Source organism: Streptococcus xiaochunlingii, from assembly GCF_006385805.1.
Classification (GTDB): domain Bacteria; phylum Bacillota; class Bacilli; order Lactobacillales; family Streptococcaceae; genus Streptococcus; species Streptococcus xiaochunlingii.
Genome location: NZ_VFSG01000001.1, coordinates 674,266 through 698,886, shown reverse-complemented (window position 1 = coordinate 698,886; position 24,621 = coordinate 674,266). Strand labels below are relative to the sequence as shown.

Genomic DNA, 24,621 nt, shown 5'->3' with positions numbered 1-24,621 from the left:
TCATTATATCATAGGGGCAGGAAATCTCTTCAAGACAAAGTAACAAATAGAGTAAAATTTTGGGAAATCTCCTTGACTTTTGAAGGCATGGTTTGCTAGTGAGTTGATGTGGAGGTTTAAATCTGAAAATGAAGTATTCTTCTAGTGGAAGAGAACCATAGAACTAGTCAGAAGGGGCTAGTTTTTGATATAATAGACTATATTAGATTTTAAGGAGACCAACATGTCTGTAAAAATTGCCTTACTAGGATTTGGGACGGTAGCAAGTGGTGTGCCGTTTCTATTAAAAGAAAATGGTGATAAGATCTTCCAAGCTGCTCAGTCTGAAATTGAAGTAGCTAAAGTTCTTGTCAAAGATGAAGAAGAGAAAGCCCGCTTATTAGCTGCTGGTCATGACTATAACTTTGTGACCAATGTTGATGAGATCATTGAAGACAAAGACATTGCCATCGTTGTTGAATTGATGGGTCGAATTGAGCCAGCTAAGACCTTTATTACACGTGCTCTTCAAGCTGGAAAACATGTCGTAACAGCTAATAAAGATTTGCTTGCAGTTCATGGAGCTGAGTTGATTGCGATTGCCAAGGAGCATGGCATTGCCCTCTATTATGAAGCAGCAGTAGCTGGTGGAATTCCAATTCTTCGGACCTTGGTTAACTCTCTCGCTGCAGATAAGGTGACTCGTGTCCTCGGTGTGGTCAATGGAACCTCCAACTTTATGATGACCAAGATGGTCGAAGAGGGCTGGTCTTATGAAGATGCTTTAGCTAAGGCTCAAGAGTTGGGCTATGCGGAAAGTGACCCAACCAATGACGTAGATGGGATTGATGCAGCCTACAAAATGGTGATTTTGAGCCAATTTGCTTTTGGGATGAACGTCCAATTTGACCAAGTAGGTCATAAGGGGATCCGCAACATTACTCCTGAGGATGTTGCTGTGGCTCAAAGTTTAGGCTATGTAATCAAATTGGTGGGATCTATCGAAGAAACTCCTTCAGGTCTCTCAGCAGAAGTAACTCCAACCTTCTTACCAAAAGCACACCCACTAGCTGGCGTGAATGGTGTCATGAATGCCGTTTATGTGGAGTCTATTGGAATCGGGGAATCCATGTACTATGGTCCTGGAGCAGGTCAAAAACCAACAGCCACTAGTGTAGTCGCTGACATTATTCGCATTGTTCGTCGCCTCAATGAGGGAACAATTGGAAAAGCCTTTAACGAATACAGCCGTCCTGTGCAGTTGGCTAAACCAGAAGATGTGAAGAGTGATTATTACTTCTCTATTCAAACTCCAGATATGAAGGGACAATTGCTCAAGTTGGCACAAATTTTCAACCAAGAAGATGTTTCCTTTAAGCAGGTTCTCCAAGCAGGTGCCAAAGATTCTGTGGCTCGTGTTGTGATTATCACTCACCAATTGAATCAAACACAATTGCACCATATCATTGAGAAAATTGATGCCGAAGCTGACTTCACCTTGTTGAATACCTTTAAAGTATTGGGAGAATAAGATGAGAATTACAGTACCAGCGACCAGTGCCAATGTCGGTCCAGGATTTGATTCTGTTGGGATTGCCGTGACTCGCTATTTGACCATTGATGTGCTAGAAGCGCAAGAAAACTGGTGGATTGAACATGACTTGGGGGAGGAGATACCAAGCAATGAAGAGAATCTCTTGCTTCAAACTGCTCTCCAAGTTGCGCCAGATATGCCTCCTCATCGTCTCAAGATGACCAGTGAAGTGCCTTTGGCGCGTGGTTTGGGGTCATCCAGCTCTGTTATCGTAGCGGGGATTGAGTTGGCCAATCAACTGGGCAAATTATCCCTAAGTGATGAAGATAAACTAGAAATTGCGACAAAAATCGAAGGCCATCCAGATAACGTAGCGCCAGCCATTTTTGGAAATCTGGTCGTAGCGAGCTATGTGGATCAGCAGACCAATCATTTGGTCCTTCCCTTCCCTGAATGTGCTTTGGTAGCCTTTGTTCCGAATTACGAACTCAAGACCAGTGATAGCCGAAATGTCCTTCCAAGTGAGTGGACTTATAAGGAGGCTGTTGCAGCTAGTTCAATCGCAAACGTGGCCATTGCTGCCCTTGCTAAGGGAGACTTGAGAGTCGCAGGAAAAGCTATTGAAGCAGATCGCTTCCATGAACGCTACCGCCAACAGTTGGTTGCAGAGTTCCCTCAGGTGAAAGAAGTTGCACATCAACACGATGCTTATGCCACTTACCTTTCTGGTGCAGGTCCAACTATTATGACCTTGCTCCCTGTTGAACATGCAGAAGCCTTTGCCAAAGACTTAAAATCTAAGGGCTTAAATGGTCAGGTCTTTTCTTTAAATATTGACACAACTGGTGTGAAGGTAGAGAACAGCGAATCTTGATTTAATAAAAAAATGATTAGATAGGCTAAATTAGTCTATCTAATTTTATTTATCTATGATAAAATAGTTCTATAAATCATTTGTCTATCAAATTATTTTAGGATAATAAACAATTATTCGAAAGATAGATAGAATTGTAAAGGAGATTGTAATTCTAATGAAAGACTTTGAACGTCATCAACTTGCTACGGAACTTGGATTCCAGTATGATCCTGAAACATCATCTATTTATGGGGAAAACTCTGGCTATTTCTTCTTACTGAGAGAAACAGACACAAAAAATGTTTTTACCATTGCGCTTTCTGTGTCGCGTGATGATGCAGAAGAAGCAGCTGCTCAATTGCATCAAATGGTGAAAGACTCTTCTGTTTTGAAGAGCATTAGCCTCAACCAATATGTCACAACTTTCACTGCTAAAGCTGGAATGACTAAAGCAAAAACAATTGAAAACATTCGTCAAGCCTTAACAGAAATATTGCAATTCCTACAAACCAATGGATTCTACACTGTTTGTGGCTACTCTGGTGAAAAAGGACCGGTTGGTCTCTACCAAATCGATGACTCCCTCTTCTTGATGAACGAAGAATGCTTTAAAGAGTTAAGTACTCAACTAAAGATCGAAACCGATTCGTATAATAGTCAGAAAGAAAATGTTCTTATTGGAACAGTAGGAGCTTTTATTGGGGCCATTATTGGAGGGGCAGTAGCACTATTTATCGCTCGTATGGGCTATGTATCCTATATCGCTGGCCTGGTTCTGGGTGTCTGCGTTGTCAAAGGTTATGAGATCTTAGGAAAGAAATTTAGCAAAAAAGGTGCTGTGATCTCAACAGTTCTGATGTTGTTGACCATTGTATTAGTTCACCAATTTGACTATACTCTACATCTTATGAGTGAATATGAATTGAGCTTCGCTGATTCTTTTGATGCGGTTAACGCGACAGTCTTAAATGGGGATGCTCCACAAGAATATTTCATTAACTTCCTCTTGCTGGCTGTATTTACGGGTATTGGAGCATGGGGAGCGATTAGCTCAGCCTTGTCTACTCAAAAATCACGTGGCATTGCACGTAAGATTGGCTAATAAATTAACAATTGTTTAAAAAAATTAAAACAGAATCGGTCCTTTGACTGCTTCTGTTTTTTTACTTCTGAGTCGAAAAGTGAGCTGGTTTTTGTTATAATGGATAAGATAACGTATAGAAGAGAGTTGTGAGATGGAAATCCTAAAGCAAATCAAAGAGGAGTTGGCTGGTATTGAAATTTTGTTCAATGAGCCACTTAAACAATATACCTATACCAAGGTTGGAGGAGCGGCAGATTATTTAGCCTTCCCTCGCAATCAATATGAATTAAAACGAATTGTCACCTTTGCTAATGCTCAGGAAATTCCTTGGATGGTCTTGGGGAATTCTTCCAATATTATCGTCCGTGACGGTGGGATTGAAGGTTTTGTGATCATGTTTGATCATTTCCATGACATCCGTGTCAATGGCTATGTGATTGAAGCAGAGGCAGGAGCTAAGCTCATCGATGTGACTCATGTAGCCCGATACCATAGCTTAACAGGCTTTGAATTTGCTTGTGGGATTCCAGGTAGCATCGGTGGAGCAGTCTATATGAATGCTGGCGCCTATGGTGGTGAGATTGCCCATATTCTCCAATCGTGTAAGGTCTTGACGCCAGAAGGAGAAATTAAAACCTTAACAGTAGAAGAATTAGCTTTTGGCTATCGCCATTCCAAGATCCAAGAAACCGGTGACGTAGTGATTTCGGCTAAGTTTGCCTTAGCACCTGGTAATTATGATCAGATCGATCAAGAAATGGCTCGTTTGACGCATTTGAGAGAGATGAAACAACCCCTCGAATACCCGTCTTGTGGTTCGGTCTTTAAACGACCAGTCGGGCACTTTGCGGGTCAATTGATCAGTGAAGCAGGACTGAAAGGGCATCGAGTTGGTGGTGTGGAGGTTTCTGAAAAGCATGCCGGCTTTATGATTAACGTTGATCATGGTACTGCCAAAGATTATGAAGACTTGATTGCCCATGTCATTGCGACAGTTGAAAAATCAGCTGGGGTGACCTTGGAGCGAGAAGTCCGTATTATTGGGAAAGTTTAACGGTTCGAGATGGAATAGGGGCTACTCTAGGGTAGACCCTTCCTACTTTAGAAGGGGGGTGAGTGCCTATCGATACCGAAAATAGGTGGGGCAGTCTTATAAGTCCCCGAGAGGTGTTGGTGGCCTGACGAGTCTGCTCGTCAGCCTATGAGACTAATGGTTGGTCTCAGAAGGAAACGCATGAAAAAGAAGGAATTTATGTGAATTGAAAAAACCAATTATTGAGTTTAGAAATGTCTCAAAAGTATTTGAAGACAGTGATACAGTGGTTCTCAAAGACATCAACTTTGAGTTGGAAGAAGGGAAATTCTATACCCTCCTCGGTGCTTCAGGATCTGGTAAATCAACGATTCTGAACATCATTGCTGGTTTGTTAGACGCTTCGACAGGAGATGTCCTCTTGGATGGTGTTCGGATCAATGATGTACCGACCAATAAACGGGACGTCCATACCGTCTTCCAATCCTATGCCCTTTTCCCACATATGAATGTGTTTGAGAATGTTGCTTTCCCTCTCCGTTTGAAGAAAGTTGACAAGTCTGAAATCGAGAGACGAGTAACAGAAGTCCTCAAGATGGTGCAATTGGGAGGCTTTGAGAAACGGTCCATCCAGAAACTTTCTGGTGGTCAACGCCAGCGGGTAGCCATTGCACGGGCGATTATCAATGAACCGCGAGTAGTCCTCTTGGATGAGCCCTTGTCTGCCCTTGATTTGAAGTTACGGACTGACATGCAGTATGAGCTCCGTGAATTGCAACAACGCTTGGGTATTACCTTTGTTTTTGTAACCCACGACCAGGAAGAAGCGCTAGCGATGAGTGACTGGATCTTTGTCATGAACGAAGGAGAAATCGTCCAATCAGGAACGCCAGTTGATATCTACGATGAGCCCATTAACCATTTTGTTGCGACCTTTATCGGTGAGTCCAATATCCTTCCAGGGATCATGATAGAGGACTATCTAGTAGAGTTCAACGGCAAACGCTTTGAGTCGGTCGATGGAGGGATGAGAGCAAACGAACCGGTCGAAGTCGTCATTCGTCCCGAAGACTTGCGAATCACCCTGCCCGAAGAAGGTAAGCTCCAGGTGAAAGTAGATACCCAACTCTTCCGTGGGGTTCACTATGAGATCATCGCCTATGATGAATTGGGTAATGAGTGGATGATTCACTCAACCCGTAAGGCTATCGTAGGAGAGGAAATCGGTCTGGACTTTGAGCCAGAAGATATCCACGTCATGCGTCTCAATGAAACGGAAGAAGAGTTTGATGCTCGGATCGAAGAGTACGTCGAAGTGGAAGAGCAAGAAGCTGGATTGATCAATGCCATCGAGGAGGAAAGAGATGAAGAAAACAACCTCTAACCTCTTTGTGGTTCCCTACTTTCTCTGGATCCTCCTCTTTGTCTTGGCTCCTGTAGTTTTGATTATTTGGCAATCCTTTGTCAATGTCCAGGGACAGGGTTCCTTAGAGAACTACCAAACCTTTTTTACAGCGCAGAATTGGACCTACCTCAAGATGAGTTTTAACTCCATTCTCTATGCTGGAATCGTCACCTTTGTGACGCTCTTGATTTCTTACCCGACAGCTTATTTTTTGACCCAGCTTAAGCACCGCCAACTCTGGCTCATGCTGATTGTCCTTCCGACCTGGGTCAACCTCTTGCTCAAGGCTTATGCCTTTATCGGGATCTTTGGTCAAGGGGGATCTATTAACCAATTCTTGAGTTTCATCGGAATCGGTCCGCAACAGATCCTTTTTACGGACTTTTCTTTCATCTTTGTTGCTAGTTACATTGAGTTGCCTTTTATGATCCTTCCTATCTTCAATGTCTTGGATGATTTGGATCCAAACCTCATCAATGCCAGCTATGACCTAGGAGCTAACAAGTGGGATACCTTCCGTCGGGTTGTCTTTCCACTGTCTATGAACGGGGTTCGCTCCGGTGTCCAGTCAGTCTTTATTCCAAGTTTGAGTCTCTTCATGTTGACGCGTTTGATTGGAGGAAACCGAGTTATTACCCTGGGGACTGCCATCGAGCAGCACTTCCTTACGACGCAAAACTGGGGAATGGGATCCACCATTGGGGTAGTCTTGATCCTTGCTATGCTCTTAGTCATGTGGGTAACGAGAGAAAGGAGTGAACGATGAAAAAGATTTCACGTATCTATTTAGGATTGATTTTCCTTCTCCTTTATCTGCCAATCTTCTACTTGATTGCCTATGCCTTTAATGCTGGCGGGGATATGAATGCTTTTACAGGCTTTACCTTGGAGCATTTCCAGAGTCTCTTTGAGGATACGCGTCTCATGTTGATCCTCTCACAGACCTTCCTCTTAGCCTTCTTGTCAGCCTTGATTGCGACCATTATTGGGACCTTTGGGGCGATCTACATTTACCAGTCTAAGAAGAAGTTTGAAGGACCATTTTTGTCCATCAATAACATCCTTATGGTGGCACCTGACGTGATGATCGGCGCTAGCTTCCTGATCCTCTTTACGACCATCAAGTTCCAGCTGGGCTTTGCCTCTGTCTTGATGAGTCACGTGGCCTTTTCTATTCCAATCGTGGTCTTGATGGTCTTGCCACGCTTGAAGGAAATGAACCGTGATATGGTCAATGCGGCCTATGACCTAGGAGCTACTCAGGTACAGATGTTGAAGGAAATCATGCTTCCTTATTTGACACCTGCCATCATCGCTGGTTACTTTATGGCCTTTACCTATTCCTTGGATGACTTTGCGGTGACCTTCTTTGTCACAGGGAACGGCTTTACAACCTTGTCTGTTGAGATCTACTCACGGGCTCGTCAAGGGATTTCATTGAATATCAATGCCCTTTCTGCCTTGGTCTTCCTCTTCAGTATCTTACTGGTGGTCGGCTATTACTTCATCACTAGAGAGAAGGAGGAGACAGTATGAAAAAACTCTATTCATTCTTGCTAGGGATTGTCGTGGTCATCCTTGTTTTAGCAGGGTTAAGTGCCCGTCTTGAAGCCAAGACCAATCCAAAAGACAGTGACAAGCTGGTCATCTACAACTGGGGAGACTATATCGATCCAGAATTGCTTAAGGAATTTACCAAGGAGACAGGCATTCAAGTCCAATACAATACCTTTGATTCCAATGAAGCCATGTACACCAAGATCAAGCAAGGGGGAACAGCTTACGATATAGCGATTCCAAGTGAATACATGATCGCCAAGATGATGGACGAGAATCTGCTTGAAAAATTAGATAAGTCTAAACTGAAAGGCTTAGACAATATCGACCCACGCTTCTTGAACCTGGATTTTGATCCGGACAATCAGTACTCAGTTCCTTACTTCTGGGGGACCCTTGGTATCATATACAACACCAAGATGGTCGACAAGGCTCCAGAACACTGGGCTGATCTATGGAGACCAGAGTACAAGAATGACATTATGATGTACGATGGGGCGCGTGAGGTCATGGGGATTGGACTCAATAGCTTAGGCTACAGCCTCAACTCCAAGGATCCTCAGCAATTGCAAGAGTCTGTCGATAAGCTTTATACCTTGATGCCTAATATCAAGGCCCTTGTAGCCGATGAAATGAAAGGATACATGATCCAGAACAATGCGGCTATTGGGGTGACCTTCTCTGGTGAAGCTCGTCAAATGCTGGATGCCAATGAGGACCTTCGTTACGTCGTCCCATCAGAAGCCAGCAACCTTTGGTTTGATAATATTGTCATTCCAAAGACCGTGAAGAATAAAGAAGCAGCTTATGCCTTTATCAACTTCATGCTTCGCCCAGAAAATGCATATAAGAACGCTCTCTATGTCGGTTATTCCACACCGAACAAAGTAGCTAAGAAGATGCTACCAAAAGAGGTCCAAGAGGACCAGGCCTTCTACCCAAGTGATGACACGCTAAAGAACTTAGAAGTCTATGAACAACTTGGGAAGAAGTGGTTGGGTGTCTATAACGACCTCTACCTACAAGTGAAGATGTATCGGAAGTAGGATAAAATTCTACAAAAGCTAAAGCAAGTTTTTACCGGTAAAAACCGGATTAAAACTTGCTTTTTTGTGTGAAAAGAAGAAAATTATTATAGGAAAAATTTTGAAATTTTTTTTTAATTGTGGGATAATGAAAAAAAGTTGATTCAGTCGGGAGATAGATTACATGCAGCATAAAATATTAGTAACTGGTGGAGCGGGTTTTATTGGTTCCCACACTATTATTGAATTGGTCAATGCAGGTCATGAAGTTGTGATTATAGACAATTTAGTAAATAGTAATGAGAAAAGTATACAAGAAGTAGAAAAAATCATTGGAAAATCGATAACTTTTTATCATGAAGATATTCGAAATAAATCAAAACTTCTAGAAATTTTTCTAAAAGAAAAACCGACTGGTGTGATCCATTTTGCTGCATTAAAAGCGGTTGGAGAATCAGTACAAATCCCACTCACTTATTATGAAAATAATATTAGTGGAACATTGACTTTACTTCAGGTCATGAAAGAAGTTCAATGTAAAAATATCATCTTTAGTTCATCAGCAACTGTTTATGGAGATCCACATACAGTTCCTATCTTGGAAGATTTTCCATTATCTGTTACAAATCCATATGGTAGAACAAAACTTATGACTGAAGAAATCCTTCAGGATATTTACAAAGCGGATTCTACATGGAATATTGTATTGTTACGTTATTTTAATCCAATTGGGGCTCATGAAAGCGGGAATATTGGTGAAAATCCAAATGGTATTCCTAATAACCTATTACCATATGTAACACAAGTAGCAGTAGGAAAGTTAGAGTCTGTTAATGTATTTGGGAACGATTATCCAACACCTGATGGAACTGGTGTACGCGATTATATTCACGTAGTTGACCTGGCAAAAGGCCACGTTGCTGCTTTGAAAAAACTTTCCAACGACTCTGGGTTAAATATTTATAATCTGGGTACGGGTCGGGGCTACTCTGTATTAGAAATTATTCAAAATATGGAGAAGGTTGTAGGAAAAACAATTCCATTCAAGATTATTGATCGACGACCAGGGGATATCGCAACCTGTTATGCAAATCCATCCAAAGCACGCAAAGAACTAGGATGGAGTGCCCAATTTGATATTCATCGGATGTGCCAAGATGCTTGGAGATGGCAGAGTAAGCATCCAAATGGATATTGTTAGTCACAATTATTCTGATTGTATTTTGTATGGAGACATGGTTCTAGTAGGGAAGGAAAAGTATGAATAATAGGATTTATAAAGATTGAAAAGAGTAGGTACAAGTCAATATACTTGATTCAACTATACCTCATCATCTTGATTGGTTTGCTATCTATATTTGTACGTTATCCAATGTCATGGTATGACGAACAAGTTCATTATGCTCGAGTTCTTACCTATTCGAATAATTTGAGTTCCAAAAGTGAGGGATATATTACTCAAAGCGAACAAGACTTTATTCATTTATCAATGACAATCATTTCTAAGTCATTAGCGCAGGAGAGTCAAAAGATAATAAGTATAGATTGGAAGAGTGAATTTAATAATCTAACAGATAGCAAAGAAAAAGTACTCACTAAGGATGGATCTATGGCAGCAGTGTATTCTCATTTAGTATATTTCCCGTATATTATAACTGCTTGGACTTCGAAGTTACTTAACCTAAGTACTATCAATACATTTTTACTCTTAAGGTTAGTTGGATTTTTATCAGTTTTTTGGTTATTCTTATTAGCGATTCGAAAAATACCATTTGGGAAGGCGACTCTTTTAATCATCTGGTCCATCCCAACTGTAATTTTATCCTTTACAGCTATATCTGCTGGTACGCTTACTTATGGCCTTATATTCCTATTTGTTTCATAAATTATAAGCTTATATCAAAAATTAGCTCTTAACAGTGAAATTAAAAAGAGCGAATTTGTTTCTTTAATCTTGTGCTCCATTCTAGTTGTCATGTCTAAAATGCCGGCATTAGCTATCCTAGCGCTTTACTTACCGTTAATTTACATTAGTGTTAAAAGGGTTAGGTTATCAAAATCCCAGATTTATTTGTTAAGTGGAAGTTTAATTTACTGTGCCTTATTGACAGTTTTATGGTATTTGAATATCAAAAATATAAACGGGAATATAATTTACTATGGGGCAAAGAATATTGATCAAGGCAGACAGTTGAGTTTTATATTTGCTCATCCGTTAAAAGCGATGAAAACTTTTTTTGAAAGCATTATAAATTTTCCATATTTTGAATTTCAGTTAGGTTATTCCGATCTTTTAAAAATGATGCATGTTCCAATTACAATTTCATTCTTTTCCATATTTTGTATGTTTACTAGTTTTAGAATTCAAGAAAAAGATAGTATTGTGATTGAAAAATCATATCGCATGATTTATAATCTTTTCTCTAAATTGGTATTTTTAGGAATTTTATTATTAATTTTTATTTGCAGGTCACAGAAGTGGGGGCTGATGCAATTAATTGTGTTCAAGGACGGTATTTCTTTTCTAATTTTACTGATTCCTTTTTCAAATGGTAAGAGTCAATTAGATGAAAAATCTGCAAGACAAATTCTATATTTATCATTGCTCCCTTCTATCTACTATGTTTTAATCATGTTTTATCAATTGAGAACATAATCATAATAGGATTGAAATAATAAAAAACTAGGGTTTATTCTAGTTTTTTGTTACAATAGAAGGTGAAGAAATCAAGGAGAGAGTTAAATGACCATATCAGTTGTAGTCCCATGTTTTAACGAAGAAGAATCGATTCCATTATTTTATGAAGAGATGGAACGAGTTCGGATCTCCATGGGAGAAGAATTTGAATATATTTTTATTAATGATGGGTCTTCTGATAAAACCTTAGATGTTTTACGTGAACTCAATCTCTTAAATCCTTGTGCCCATTATCTATCTTTTTCACGTAACTTTGGAAAGGAAGCTGCTTTATATGCTGGCCTTCAATATGCTACAGGAGATTATGTGACCGTTATGGATGTGGACCTACAAGATCCGCCAGAGTTATTGATTGAAATGAAGCAGAAATTGGATCAGCAGTCAAATCTGGACTGTGTCGGAACCCGTCGGGTGACCCGTGATGGGGAACCACCGATTCGTTCTTTCTTTGCACGGATGTTTTATAAATTGATCAATAAGATCAGCCAAGTGGAAATGGTTGACGGAGCGCGTGATTTTCGTTTGATGCGTCGTCCGATGGTCGATGCGATTCTCGAATTATCTGAGTATAATCGATTTTCTAAGGGGATTTTTGCTTGGGTTGGATTTGAGACTGAGTATTTAGAGTATAAAAATGTCGAGCGAGTGGCCGGAGAAACCTCTTGGAATTTTTGGTCTCTCTTCAAATATTCTATTGAGGGGATTGTTAATTTTTCAGACGCACCTTTAAATATTGCCTTTATCGGTGGACTTTTGTCATGGATTTTAGCTTTTATAATGATGGTCTTGATCGTAATTCGAACTCTAGTATTTGGAGATCCAACTTCTGGATGGCCATCCCTCATGACTGTGATTCTCTTTCTTGGAGGATTCCAATTGCTAACCATTGGAATTTTGGGTAAATATATTGGTAAAATCTTTTTAGAAACTAAGAATCGACCAGTCTATGTCATCAAAGAGAAAAGCAAGTAAAAAGCAGAAAACTTCTGCTTTTTTTGCTATAATGATAAGGATAAAGCATATGAAAGGAATTTAACATGATTTTAATTACAGGAGCAAATGGTCAACTTGGAACTGAACTTCGCCATTTGTTGGATGAGCGAAATGAAGAATATGTAGCCGTTGATGTGGCTGAAATGGATATCACAAATGCAGAGAAAGTAGATGAGGTTTTTGCGCAAGTGAACCCAACTCTAGTCTATCACTGTGCTGCCTATACAGCCGTTGATGCTGCTGAAGATGAAGGGAAAGAGTTGGACTATGCTATTAACGTGACTGGTACGGAAAATGTAGCGAAGGCGTCTGAAAAACATGGGGCAACCCTAGTCTATATTTCTACGGACTATGTGTTTGATGGGAATAAGCCAGTTGGACAAGAATGGGAAGTAGACGATCAACCAAATCCCCAAACAGAGTACGGTCGTACAAAACGCATGGGAGAAGAATTGGTTGAGAAGTATGTATCTAACTTCTACATCATCCGTACAGCTTGGGTCTTTGGAAATTATGGTAAAAACTTCGTCTTTACGATGCAAAACCTAGCGAAGACTCACAAGACTTTGACAGTTGTTAATGACCAACATGGTCGTCCAACCTGGACACGTACTCTTGCAGAATTTATGACCTATTTGGCTGAAAACCGTAAAAAATATGGTTATTACCACTTATCAAATGATGCAGAAGAAGACACAACTTGGTATGACTTTGCAGTTGAGATCCTCAAAGATATGGATGTAGAAGTGAAGCCAGTGGATTCCAGCCAATTCCCAGCTAAGGCGAAACGTCCACTTAACTCAACGATGAGCTTGGCAAAAGCGAAAGCAACAGGGTTTGTCATTCCAACTTGGCAAGATGCCTTAAAAGAATTTTATAAACAAGAAGTGAAATAATTAAAATGGAAAGATGGTGCGAAACCATCTTTTCATTCGGTAATACAATAAGGAGATTTATGAAAGAGCGAAAACTAAATATAGATATACTAAAATGTATTGCAATAGTATTTGTAGTAGCTGTGCATTTTTTTCTTCATACCAATTATTATGGTCGTTCCTATACCTATAAAAGTATATTTTTATCATCTTTTATTTGGATGATTTTTATGACCTGTGTTCCCATATTTATCATGACTACAGGTTATTTAATGAAAGATAAGACTTATAGTAAAACTTACTTTATAAAATTACTACCAGTAATTGGAATTTACTGTCTTGCCGCTTCTATCTATACTTTTTTCGACGTTAGAGTTTTTAATATAGATTATCTTGGTAAGTTACTAGTAAATATATTTTCCTTTAGCCACTATGCATGGTATGTAAATATGTATATTGGGTTATATATAATGATTCCATTTTTAAATGCAGGTTTCAAATCATTTAATAATCGTAGAAATCAAGCTATTGCATTAGGTGTTCTAGTATTATTAACTATTATCCCAGCTACTCTTTCATTGTTTAATAACAATAAGCAAATTTTTATGATTGTATCGCACCTAATTCCTGATTATTGGAAAGGACTCTGGCCTATTACATATTATCTTGTTGGTGCTTTTATTGCTTCTTTTAAGAAGAGGTCGACCATAAAAGAACTTTTTTTAGTCATTTTAATTCTCGATGTATTAAGTGTTTTAGGATTATCAGTAATATCAGAATCTAGTTTTGGAATAGAATACGGTGTTCTTCCAGTATTTCTATTGTCTTCATTAATCTTTTATTCAGTTATTCAACTACGAGTCGATATTAAAAATAAGTGGCTACAAAAAGTTGTTTTATTTATCTCTAAGAACACTCTTCCTATTTATTTACTATCTGTGATAGGAGATTTATATTGGTATCCTAAAATAGTTGAGAAATGGGGAGATTTTGCAAGCATCTTACCAAAATTTCCTTTGATTGTTTTCTTTTTGTTATGCCAATCCATATTAATAACATACTTATTATTAAATGTTCTAAAATATATACAAACTTTATTTAAGAATCTAACAATTAAAAGTAGTAAATAAAATGCTAATTGAAAAAAATCTATGTATATTCTTTATTAACAATGTAGTATCAAAGTATTTTTTTCGATATAACTATAAGCCTTCTCTCTTTAAAAATAGTATTATATAATGAAGAGAAAGTAATTTGTAGGAGAAATTATGATTTCAAAGGATAAAGTTTCGGTTAAAAGTAGTAAACTTAAAAAAATTAATATTTCAAATCAAGACTCATTAAATGTTTCTACAAAACAAAATTATGTTTGGAACTTATTTGGAACAGCTTCTTCGTCGTTAATTTCAGTTATACTGTTACTTTTTGCTTCAAGATTACTTGATTCACATAATTCAGATATTTTTAGTATTGCATATGCTTTGGGGCAACAATTTTTTGTTTTAGGATATTTCCAGATACGTAATATGCAATCTACTGATATTCAGGAAAAATATTCATTTAGGTCTTATCATAATACGCGGATTGTAACAATAATAATGATGATAATAGCTTCTGTTGGATATGTATTTATTCAGGGGTATGATTTTTATAAATCTGCAATAATATTACTGTTGGTATTATATCGTGCAATAGATGCTTATTCTGACGTTTTCCAAGGATACTTTCAGCAAAAAAATCGTTCTGATCTTGCAGGGAAAGTCCAATTTTATCGAAGTTGGATTTGTATAATAGTCTTTGGATTTAGTTTGTTACTGACGAAATCATTAATGATTTCTAGTATCGTTATCTGTTTGATAAATTTATTACTTACAGTTATCTTAGATTATAGAATTTCAATTAGGAATTTCAATACAAGTTTTTCCCCTTCATTAGTAAAAGATTTGAGTAGTATATTTTCTATTTTAAGAGAAGCATTTCCTTTATTTCTAAATGGTTTTTTAATTACCTACGTCTATAATGAAGCTAAGATTGATATTGATTTGCTTTTAACCCAGGGACATTTTTCCAATGGTATTCAGCGAGACTTTAATGTGTTGTTTATGCCTGTCTTTGTTTTATCCCTTTTATTTTTTATTTTAAGACCTTTGACGACGCAATTATCGATTTATTGGTATGAACAGAAATATGAGTTGTTTTTTAAACAAATTCGTCTCTTGTTTGTTGTTATGACAGCTTTAGGGGTAATCATTATTGGTCTAGGTTATCTAATAGGTACAGAGATATTAGGTTTAGTCTACGGAACATCCCTGGTAGAATATAAAGTGCCTTTTGCAATTCTTCTGGCGGGAGGTATTCTTAATGTGTTGGCACTTGTTATTGATATCGTTATGACAATTTTTAGAAAGCAGGCCTATCTTGTCATTGCATACATTGCTACCTTTATTGTGGCCAAATTTATCACAATACCATTTGTAAAGGGAGAAGGTATTTTGGGTGCATCATTGTCATTTTTTATTTCAATGATTATCTTTTTTAGCACTAGCATAATAATTTATATTTGGGTAAATAATAACGATAAAAGAAAGAGAAGTTAATGAATATTCTATTTACGTTAAATAACGCTTTTGTTCCTCAAGTTGCAACATGTATGTGTTCAATTTTTGAGAATAATAAATCAATGGATGAGATTAATATTTATTTACTAAATACCGATATCACTGAGGCTAATAAATCAAAACTACAAGAATTCACTAAACTTTATGGTCGTTCAGTTCATTTTATTACTCTACCTAATCTGAGGAGTCTGATAGATTTTGATTTTGATACAAATGGTTGGTCCCCAATTGTGTTGGCACGCCTTTTAGTTGACAAGCTTTTACCAGAAGATATCGATAGAATTTTGTATTTAGATGGTGATACTTTGGTATTGGAGAGTTTGGAATCTCTTTGGAAATTAGATATGGGTAACCGTTCAATCGGAATGGGGCCTGAATCTACAGTTGACGCAGGACGAAGAGAATTTTTAGGTTTGGAAAAACAAATGTATTGTAACGCTGGGGTCCTACTTATTAATTTGGAGAAGTGGAGAGAGCGTAAACTCGGAGAGAAAGTTCTAGAATATTATAAAAAACATGATGGTAATCTTTTTGCTAACGATCAAGATGCAATTAATGGATCTTTAAAGGATGACATTTATGTTTTTTCTCCAAAATATAATTTCTTCAATATTTACTTCTTTTACCCTTATAAGGTGTTAAAAAAACTTTCTTTACCTGCTGAGTTTATTAGTAAAAAAGAGTTGAAAGAATCTATTAAAGAGCCAGTTATTGTTCATTATCTGGGAGAAGAACGTCCTTGGAGAAAGGGAAATACCCATAAACTAAGAAAGCAATATCTTGAGTACAAAAATCTTACACCTTGGTCAAAATCTCCGATGGAAACAGGTTGGGAATTATACTTTATTTGTTTTAGGACATTTAATATAATTATGAAACCTTTTCCAATGTTGAGATATAAGATTATTAACTCGTTGATACCGGCATTTATGAAATACCGAAAAAAACAGCTCAAAAAAAATAAAAGATAGACGTTAAAAACAGAAAGAATTAGAATACATGAAAGTATTAATGATAATTCCTGCCTACAATGAGGAGGAAAGTATTTTCGATACGGTAACGAGCATCTTGAATTACCGCAAGAAGGTTGATTTTGATTTGGACTATGTGGTTATCAATGATGGATCAACAGATATGACAAAACAAATTCTTGAAGAGAACCATTTTAATGCTGTTCATCTCGTGATGAATCTTGGAATCGGTGGTGCGGTTCAAACAGGATATAAATATGCACTGGCGCATGATTACGATGTTGCTGTTCAGTTTGATGGTGATGGTCAGCATGATATCGAATCCCTGTCAGATTTGCTAGAACCAATTAGAAAAAACGAAGCAGACTTAGTTATTGGATCTCGTTTTGTTGGTGATGTTAAATCAGAATTTCAGACAACTTTTATGAGACGCTTTGGTATAGGAGTTATTTCTAACTTGATTAAGTGGACAACAGGTCAAAGGGTCTTAGATACAACTTCGGGATATCGATTAGCTGACAAAGTTGTGATCAAACAATTTGCTAGACGTTACCCAATCAAGTATCCAGAACCTGAAACAATTGTTCATATTTTGAAACGTAAATATAAAGTTGTGGAAAAACCTGCTAATATGTTTGAACGGACAGGTGGCGTATCCTCGATCACCCCTATCAAGTCTATTCGTTACATGCTTGAAGTATGTTCATCCATTTTAATCGCAGCCTTTATGAGGGAGAGTGAATAATGTCAGTATTATCTATTGTTATGTTGGTAGCTTCAATCTTTTTCCTTTATCTAGTCATCAGAAATATCAACAAAAATAATATCCTATTTGAACAGGCATTCATGTGGATTGTAATCAGTTTTTTCATGATTATTATTTCCATTTTCGATGTCATTCCTGGTTATTTTGCTAGATTACTTGGATTTGAATTGACTTCGAATTTTTTACTATCACTAGCTATATTTTTCCTTTTAGTTATTTCTTTTTTACAAACTATGACCTTATCGAAACAGAAAGAGAAGATGAAACATTTGGTTCAAGAGTTGTCTATTTTAAAAAGCCATATAGAAATGAAAGAGGAGAAGAATGAAAGATAATCACACCTGGGTGATTTGTGCTTATGGAGAAAGCGAATATTTAGAAGCCTGTATTCAATCCTTGAAGGAACAAACCCTCCAATCACAGATTATTTGTTACAGTTCAACACCACTGAAATCAATACAGGAACTTTGTCAGCGTTATGATATTCCATTTTATACGAAGCAAGGTGGAGGAATTGGTAAGGATTGGAACAATGCTATGTCTTTTGTAGAGACAAAGTTTGCTACCATTGCCCATCAAGACGATTATTATGAGCCAGAGTATGCTGAGAAAGTTTTGGCTAAGATGGAAAAGCGTTCAGATGTGTTAATTGGCTATTCTGATTATTTTGAAGAAAAAGATGGCCATAGAATTCCTGCGAATATGAATCTGAAGATTAAGTCATTAATGTTAAAAACCATGAATCTTTTTCCAGCAAGTCATTTCTGGCGTAACCGTGTGATGGCCTTTGGAAATCCGATTTGTTGTCCAGCAGTTACTTATAATCGAGAAAATCTGAAGAATTTTTATTTTGATGAAGCAATGAGGGTGAGTTTGGATTGGTACGCATGGTATAAGATTAGTGAGTATAAAGGTCGTTTTGCTTATGTATCTGACAAACTTATGTGCCACCGTATCCATGAAGAGTCTGAAACATCAAAAACCATCGCAGACAATACTCGTAGTAAAGAAGACCTATACATGTACCAACTCTTCTGGCCTAATTGGATCGCCAAGTTGCTTATGAGACAATATATGAAGAGTCAAAAAACGAATAATTGATGGAGAAATAAAAATAGATGAAAAATAATATCGTTAATAGAGTCAAACCTTATTTGATCATGATAGTGTTTTCACTTGTTTTTATTTTTCCTTTTTTGTTTTCAAAAGGAAGTTTATATGGTGATGATTTACATTTTCACTTGGATAGAATGCTAGGCTTGTCAAATATTTTTGATAGTCCAATTAATTTTAAAACATTCTACAATAGTGGTCAGGGGATTAATTTCTTTTACCCATTTTTAATCTACTATCCTTTTTATATAATTTTTAGTTTTGTTCATAGTATATGGTTTTCGTGGTACATTTATCTGTTTATCATAACATTTATAACATTATCTATTTCTTTTTACTCAGCAACTAGTGTTTCAAATTCAAAAATTGTTGGTTACTTATTTGCAATTATATATACATTTAGTACATATCGTAGTTATAATATTCTAATTAGGTTTGCCACAGGTGAAATTTTAGCTATGGCGTTTTTACCCCTGATATTTGCAGGAGCATACCAAGTTTTTAAAGGTGATTATAAAAAATGGCCGATGTTATCTATTGGTATGACATTGCTTGTTTACTCTCATTTATTATCTGTTTTTATAGCCACCTTTTTACTTACAATTTACCTTTTCATTTTTTTGATTTGTGCTGATGAGAGAAAAAAGCGAATAATTGCTCTTATAAATTCAGTATTATCTTGTACTTTGATGTCATTATTTCAAATAGTTCCTCTGATTGAACAAATTCTATTTACGAAGTTGTCTTCCCCAGTTACTTTTCCATTAAATAATCAACTGTTTAATTTTAAACAGTTGATTATGGTTAACTTAGCCAATCAATTAGATAAGCAAGTTGGGCTTGTTCTTTTTATTTCTGTAGTGGTTATCTGTATTAGATTTCGATATATAGAAAAAATGTGGCGTATACTTTTTGTAATTAGCTTATGTTTACTTTTAGTTACTACTTGTTTAGTGAATTGGGAGAAATTCCCTTTAGCTTTGCTCAAAGTAATACAATTTCCGTGGCGTTTAAATGGCTTTACAACAGTGTTTTTATCTTATTTATTAGCTGTTGTTCTTTTAAAATTAAAGAAATATATTTATGTTTCGTTTATTATTCTAGCCATATTTATGAATACTTTTAGTGTGATGAAGACATGTAACTTTCTTGCTGAAGAGCCAGTTAAAGTTGCTTTTAGAGAATTATCAAAGAGGAATGATTATTATAAATTAACACATTCTGTGTTTGTTCCGGATTATACAAATGAAATAAGTGAAGGAACTAAAACAAATATTATGCCAGAGGATTCAAGGTGGAGAGTTGTTCAACACGAAATCTATCTAGGTAAACAGTTGGTTAATAGTGAACAGAGTATTTATTCAGCTAGTACTGCTACCTTCCAGTTTACTAATAGTCAAAACAAAACAGAAATAGCTTACCTTCCAGTTTATTATTATAAAGGTCAAAAAGTATATTTAGATGGTCAAAAAGTATTGAGTTCGTTAAGTGAATGGTCTTCGACTGCTGTAGAAGTCCCACCGGGAACTCATATCTTAAGAGTGACTTATTCCTATACTTTGTTAGCTAAACTTTCATTTCTTATTTCACTATTGTCGACTTTTATATTTTTGTTAATTTATATAAGAACTAAAACAAAGAATAACTATTTTATAAATGAATGACACAGAAAATCAATATAAAGCAGAATCGATCTGCTTTTTTTACTCAATATTAAGAGGACTTTTTCTTTTTTGAATAAACTATAGTATAATTAAAGTAGTATGCACTTTCAAAGATTAATCTAACTAATAATCTTTGAAGCTTAGTAATATTAGTAATTATCAGATACTAATTGAAATTTTGTTAAACAAACTGGATGGGAAAATGAATGATTTAATATCAGTAGTTGTAACATGTTACAACCATGAAAATTATATTGAACAATGTTTGCGAAGCATTTTTAACCAAACCTATCGAAACATTGAATTAATTGTTCTTGATGATGGTTCGACAGACAGTTCTAACCAAATTATCCAAGAGGTTTTGAAGGAATCACCTTTTGAGACAAGATTTGAAACTCATGAAAATCTTGGGGTAGTAAAGAATCGAAATTTAGGACTCGAGCTTATTCGAAGTGATTACTTGCTATTTGTAGATAGTGATAATTACCTTGATGAAGATTATGTGGAACAGTTGTACAGTAAGTTGGTGGAAACAAATGCTGACATCGTTTACTGTGATCTTTTTAACCCAGAAAAAGAAGAGTTCTACCTCAAAAGCCGTGAATTTGACCTAATTGCATTTCTAAATGCTAGTTTTATTGATAACTGTTCTTTGATTCGTAGAAGTATTATTGGAAAAGCTTGTTATGATGAGAAGTTAAATCGAAAAAAGCTTGAAGATTATGACTTCTTATTGAACTTGATTATTAATAACGGTGCTAAAGCAATTTATAAGCCAAATACTAAGCTTAATTATCGTGTCTTTGAAACAGGATCAATTTCTGGACGTGACTCCGTTCGCTACCATTATGAAATCTATCTTGACATTCTAGAGAAATATCTTGATAAGATTCCTCATGAAATTTACAAAGCAGTTTGTGATAACCTCATGGTTTTGGAAGAGCGGTTGGATAGCTTGATTAAACATCACGATGAAGTAACAGACTATGTTAACCGCTTGAAAAAAGAACGTGATCAACTTGAACGAAGAAAATATACGCAGTCTAAACAACTGAAAGACGCTCAAGAAGAAATTGAGCTTATCCGAAGTTCGCTGTCATATCGTTTAGGGAACGCCCTTATTACTCCAATAAAGACAGTAGGAGTAATTGCTAAGAATCCCAAAGCTATTAAAGGTTATTTGAGAGCTTTAAAAGTCAAAGTTGTGCAGCTACGTCGTCGTATGACACCACTTAAGGTTCGTCAGTTACGCCGTCTTAGAAATAGTCAACGCTCTGCCTTATCATATAATGGTAAGAAAGTGCTGGTTTATGTTATTTTTGAGTCTGAAGCTCGTCTTCAAGAATATAAATTACGTTTCTTGCAAGCCCTGTCTCCATTAGTAGATGATGTTATTATTGTTGTGAATGGCCACCTTCATGAAGATGACATCAATACTCTCGATACTTATGGTCGAGTTTTAACTCGTGACAATAAAGGATACGACACTGCAGCATTTAGAGAAGGAATTTTTGCCTTTGGTAAGGACAAGCTTAAGGATTACGACCAGCTCCTCTTGGTGAATGATACCAATATTGGTCCGATGAGAGATTTGTCTCAAGTATTCAAGGAAATGGCTGATAAGCAACTAGATTTCTGGGGGATTTCATTTGGCGAAGAACAAGAAGATGTTACTAAGGAGAATCCTTATGGTTATATTCCTAAACATCTTCAATCTTATTTCTTAGTTATTGAAAAGCTTATGCTAAATGATGATGCCTTTTATGAGTACTGGACGCATTTGACGGATACAGATTCTCGTGATAAGGCGATTGGTCGACATGAGACACGTTTTACCAAGCATTTTGCTGATTTGGGTTATCGTTTCGATGCGGTCGTGCAAGAATACGAAGATTCTGCCATGTATATTCACCCACTTAAGATGCTCAAAGCAGGTAGCCCTTTGGTGAAATACACAGCTCTGAAAAATTATGATGAAGACCAGTTCTTGTGGCAAGGTCTGGATCGTGATTCAGAAGTCCCTGACTTGTTGGACTTTGTTGCAGAAAAAACGGATTACCCTGTGGCAATCTTGGAAGATATTGTAAATAAATTTAAGACTGTTCCACGTGATCAATACATTCTATTGATTGATGGGGTTGAAAATATTATTCCGCAATGTACCCGTTATCGTGTCTTGAACAAGGCAGAACAATTACGCAAACATGGCTTTGCAGTCAAAGTTGTTAACCTATCTGATTTCCAATTATCGATGGCTCAAAATGCTAGTCACATCATTATCTACCGTTCCCCAATCTCACCTGAACTTTTGCGTCTCTGTCATTTGGCTAAGGAATATGGAAAACCTGTCTTCTTTGATATTGATGATTTAGTCTTTGATACGGTTTATACAGATCAATTGAGTTATACGCAAGGGTTGAATTCGGTTGAAAAAGGAAACTATGATGCAGGTGTTCGAAATTATGGCTATATGCTAGAAAACTGTGATGGTGCCATTACTTCAACTAACCAGTTGCAGGAGGAGTTGTATAAGTACCAAAGTAAGGTTTTACTTAATCGTAACTTGGCTTCTGATGAATTAATCGCTATTAGTAGTCAATATATCAAAGATTACTCTCAAACATCTGATATTGTTAAGATTGGTTATTTCTCTGGTTCAATTAGTCATAATGAGAATTTTGAATTGATTAAACCAGCTATTAAGCAACTGCTTACAAAATATAGCAATGTCCAATTACATATTGTCGGGATTCTCGATATCCCTCAGGATATGAAGCCCTTTGAAAATCAAATTGTAACTCACGATTATGTGGACTGGGATAAATTGCCTGCCTTGATTAGTGAGGTTGATATTAACCTAGCACCGCTTGTAGATTCTATCTTTAACCGTGCGAAGTCAGAGATTAAGTGGATTGAAGCTGCCTTGGTGAAGGTACCAACAGTAGCAAGCAAGATAGGAGCTTTCTCAGATACGGTTGTTGATGGTGAAACAGGATTGTTGGCTACTGATGAACAGTGGTTCGACAAGCTTGAAGCCTTGGTTTTATCTCCAGAATTAAGACAGAAAATTTCAGAGTCTGCTTATCGGGCTGTTCTTGAAAACTGTACCTTAAGCAAGAAAGATGATATGGTGACTTATTTTGAACAAAAATAAACAAATAAAAGTTGAAAATTTATTTTTCATCTTAGCAACGATTTTTATTTTTTCATTTATGTTAGTATTTCCAATTAATCGTGTGCCAGACGAAACAAACCACGCGCGTATGACTTGGGAAACTGTCCACAAACCAACTCTACAGTCCTTTAAATGGATGAACGAGATTTCGAGTGATGCTCATGTAAACCCTACTGACTATGAAAAGGTTCTTAATAAAAAACTTGATATGGAAAAAGAACCGTATCAAGTCACTCTAAACCTTAAATCTCTTTCCTTCCTTCCTCAGTTGGTTGGTATGACATTGGGAAGTTTGATAAAGCCAACAGTAGGCATGATAATCTATATGGGCAGAATTTTTAATGCCTTAGCTTATATTATAGGTGTCTTTTGTTTAATTAAATATTTTAAATATGGTAAACTAGCTCTATTCTTTATTTCGTTACAACCAATAATGGTTCAACAAGCATCTTCTTTATCTTATGATGTAATGAATTATTTAGAAATCATGCTAGCAATCGGTTTTATAACGAATTTAGCATACAAAAAGACTTTTTCAAATAAAGATGGATTTTTATTAGTAACTATATCGTTATTGCTTTTAGCTACTAAACCAAATAATTTTTTATTACTATGTCTTATTCCGTTTATACCATTAAATTTTGAAGGTGTCTTTAGTTTTTTAAATACGCCCTTAAGAGTGATTAAACAGACTATTTCAAAATTTAAGTATGTGTTTTATTTAGTTCTATTACTTGCAATCTTCGCTGTTCTATATTATTTAATGAGAGATAACGGTGGAGTAATCCACTACATTCAAGTGTTGTCGAATACATTATTAAAACAACATATGAACGGTGACCTAAATACTATTTTGACAATAGGTATGTTTGGTTATTTTGGGAATTTCACTATTCAGCTTCCATTATGGCTTATTTTTGTAAATATTTGCATATTATTTCTTATATTTTTATCAAGCGAAGAATACTTCTTCACTAAAGATTTTGCAACGGTCTCTTCATTATTGTTTCCAATACAAGTGCTTGCCACTGTAACGGTCATGTATCTACAATGGACACCTATAGTGTTAGGAAAAGGGGCGAATATTTCTGTTGGAAGCCAGGGGAGATATTTCACTCCATTTCTCATCTTATTTTTGCCCATAATTGCAAATTTAGGTAACCTTAAAATGAAACAGCATAAGTTGCTAACTATTACTGTAGTTACCTTATTATTCAATTATCTGATTTCTCTTTACTTATTAATTCCATTTTATTGGGTATTTTAGGAGTTGCG

20 protein-coding genes and 1 pseudogene are annotated in these 24,621 nt (G+C 36.4%); all 21 read left to right on the top strand.

Going from position 1 to position 24,621, the window contains the following annotated elements:
- Positions 1-223 precede the first annotated feature (223 nt).
- The 21 genes and pseudogenes from FJR71_RS03580 (at position 224) to FJR71_RS03480 (ending at position 24,613) form a co-directional block, all read left to right on the top strand.
- Positions 224-1,510, top strand: coding sequence for a homoserine dehydrogenase (locus FJR71_RS03580; protein ID WP_048687957.1), 1,287 nt, complete (start codon positions 224-226; stop codon positions 1,508-1,510).
- Position 1,511: 1 nt separating this feature from the next.
- The gene (gene thrB, locus FJR71_RS03575; protein ID WP_048687960.1) at positions 1,512-2,387 is read left to right on the top strand and encodes a homoserine kinase; all 876 of its coding nucleotides are present in this window, start codon (positions 1,512-1,514) and stop codon (positions 2,385-2,387) included.
- Positions 2,388-2,544: 157 nt separating this feature from the next.
- The gene (locus tag FJR71_RS03570) at positions 2,545-3,471 is read left to right on the top strand and encodes a hypothetical protein (protein ID WP_048687963.1); all 927 of its coding nucleotides are present in this window, start codon (positions 2,545-2,547) and stop codon (positions 3,469-3,471) included.
- 133 nt (positions 3,472-3,604) lie between these two features.
- Positions 3,605-4,507, top strand: a complete 903-nt coding sequence (murB, locus tag FJR71_RS03565; protein ID WP_048687964.1) for a UDP-N-acetylmuramate dehydrogenase — start codon at positions 3,605-3,607, stop codon at positions 4,505-4,507.
- Positions 4,508-4,712: 205 nt separating this feature from the next.
- Entirely contained in the window at positions 4,713-5,870 is a 1,158-nt protein-coding gene (locus tag FJR71_RS03560) for an ABC transporter ATP-binding protein (RefSeq protein ID WP_048687968.1), read from the top strand.
- Entirely contained in the window at positions 5,851-6,657 is an 807-nt protein-coding gene (locus FJR71_RS03555) for an ABC transporter permease (protein WP_048687974.1), read from the top strand. Before FJR71_RS03560 ends, FJR71_RS03555 begins: the two co-directional genes overlap by 20 nt.
- The gene (locus tag FJR71_RS03550; protein ID WP_048687979.1) at positions 6,654-7,427 is read left to right on the top strand and encodes an ABC transporter permease; all 774 of its coding nucleotides are present in this window, start codon (positions 6,654-6,656) and stop codon (positions 7,425-7,427) included. Before FJR71_RS03555 ends, FJR71_RS03550 begins: the two co-directional genes overlap by 4 nt.
- Positions 7,424-8,494 (top strand): ABC transporter substrate-binding protein, encoded by a 1,071-nt coding sequence (locus FJR71_RS03545; RefSeq protein WP_140814113.1) that lies wholly within the window; start codon positions 7,424-7,426, stop codon positions 8,492-8,494. Before FJR71_RS03550 ends, FJR71_RS03545 begins: the two co-directional genes overlap by 4 nt.
- 163 nt (positions 8,495-8,657) lie before the next feature.
- Positions 8,658-9,674, top strand: a complete 1,017-nt coding sequence (gene galE, locus FJR71_RS03540; RefSeq protein ID WP_023023679.1) for a UDP-glucose 4-epimerase GalE — start codon at positions 8,658-8,660, stop codon at positions 9,672-9,674.
- Between the two features lie 111 nt (positions 9,675-9,785).
- Positions 9,786-11,129, top strand: a pseudogene (locus FJR71_RS03535) (DUF2142 domain-containing protein).
- An 87-nt stretch (positions 11,130-11,216) separates the two neighbouring features.
- Positions 11,217-12,143, top strand: a complete 927-nt coding sequence (locus FJR71_RS03530; protein ID WP_023023673.1) for a glycosyltransferase family 2 protein — start codon at positions 11,217-11,219, stop codon at positions 12,141-12,143.
- A gap of 65 nt (positions 12,144-12,208) precedes the next feature.
- A complete protein-coding gene (rfbD, locus tag FJR71_RS03525; protein ID WP_140814112.1) occupies positions 12,209-13,060 on the top strand; it encodes a dTDP-4-dehydrorhamnose reductase in 852 nt (283 codons plus the stop codon).
- Between the two features lie 59 nt (positions 13,061-13,119).
- Positions 13,120-14,169 (top strand): acyltransferase, encoded by a 1,050-nt coding sequence (locus FJR71_RS03520; RefSeq protein ID WP_172605092.1) that lies wholly within the window; start codon positions 13,120-13,122, stop codon positions 14,167-14,169.
- A 138-nt stretch (positions 14,170-14,307) separates the two neighbouring features.
- Complete coding sequence (locus tag FJR71_RS03515) at positions 14,308-15,636, top strand: lipopolysaccharide biosynthesis protein (RefSeq protein WP_140814110.1); 1,329 nt, start codon at positions 14,308-14,310, stop codon at positions 15,634-15,636.
- Positions 15,636-16,628 carry a glycosyltransferase family 8 protein gene (locus FJR71_RS03510; protein WP_140814109.1) on the top strand — a complete coding sequence of 331 codons (993 nt, stop codon included), beginning with the start codon at positions 15,636-15,638 and terminating at the stop codon, positions 16,626-16,628. The genes FJR71_RS03515 and FJR71_RS03510 overlap by 1 nt, the downstream gene beginning before the upstream one ends.
- 28 nt (positions 16,629-16,656) lie before the next feature.
- Positions 16,657-17,373: a glycosyltransferase family 2 protein gene (locus FJR71_RS03505; RefSeq protein WP_048789143.1), complete on the top strand. Its 717-nt coding sequence runs from the start codon at positions 16,657-16,659 to the stop codon at positions 17,371-17,373.
- Positions 17,373-17,729, top strand: coding sequence for a DUF2304 domain-containing protein (locus FJR71_RS03500; RefSeq protein WP_140814108.1), 357 nt, complete (start codon positions 17,373-17,375; stop codon positions 17,727-17,729). The genes FJR71_RS03505 and FJR71_RS03500 overlap by 1 nt, the downstream gene beginning before the upstream one ends.
- Entirely contained in the window at positions 17,719-18,495 is a 777-nt protein-coding gene (locus tag FJR71_RS03495) for a glycosyltransferase family 2 protein (protein ID WP_140814107.1), read from the top strand. The genes FJR71_RS03500 and FJR71_RS03495 overlap by 11 nt, the downstream gene beginning before the upstream one ends.
- 17 nt (positions 18,496-18,512) lie before the next feature.
- Positions 18,513-20,171, top strand: coding sequence for a glycosyltransferase family protein (locus FJR71_RS03490; RefSeq protein ID WP_140814106.1), 1,659 nt, complete (start codon positions 18,513-18,515; stop codon positions 20,169-20,171).
- A gap of 202 nt (positions 20,172-20,373) precedes the next feature.
- On the top strand, positions 20,374-23,325 hold the full coding sequence (locus FJR71_RS03485; RefSeq protein WP_140814105.1) for a rhamnan synthesis F family protein: 2,952 nt from the start codon (positions 20,374-20,376) through the stop codon (positions 23,323-23,325).
- The gene (locus tag FJR71_RS03480; protein ID WP_172605091.1) at positions 23,312-24,613 is read left to right on the top strand and encodes a DUF2142 domain-containing protein; all 1,302 of its coding nucleotides are present in this window, start codon (positions 23,312-23,314) and stop codon (positions 24,611-24,613) included. Before FJR71_RS03485 ends, FJR71_RS03480 begins: the two co-directional genes overlap by 14 nt.
- Positions 24,614-24,621 lie beyond the last annotated feature (8 nt).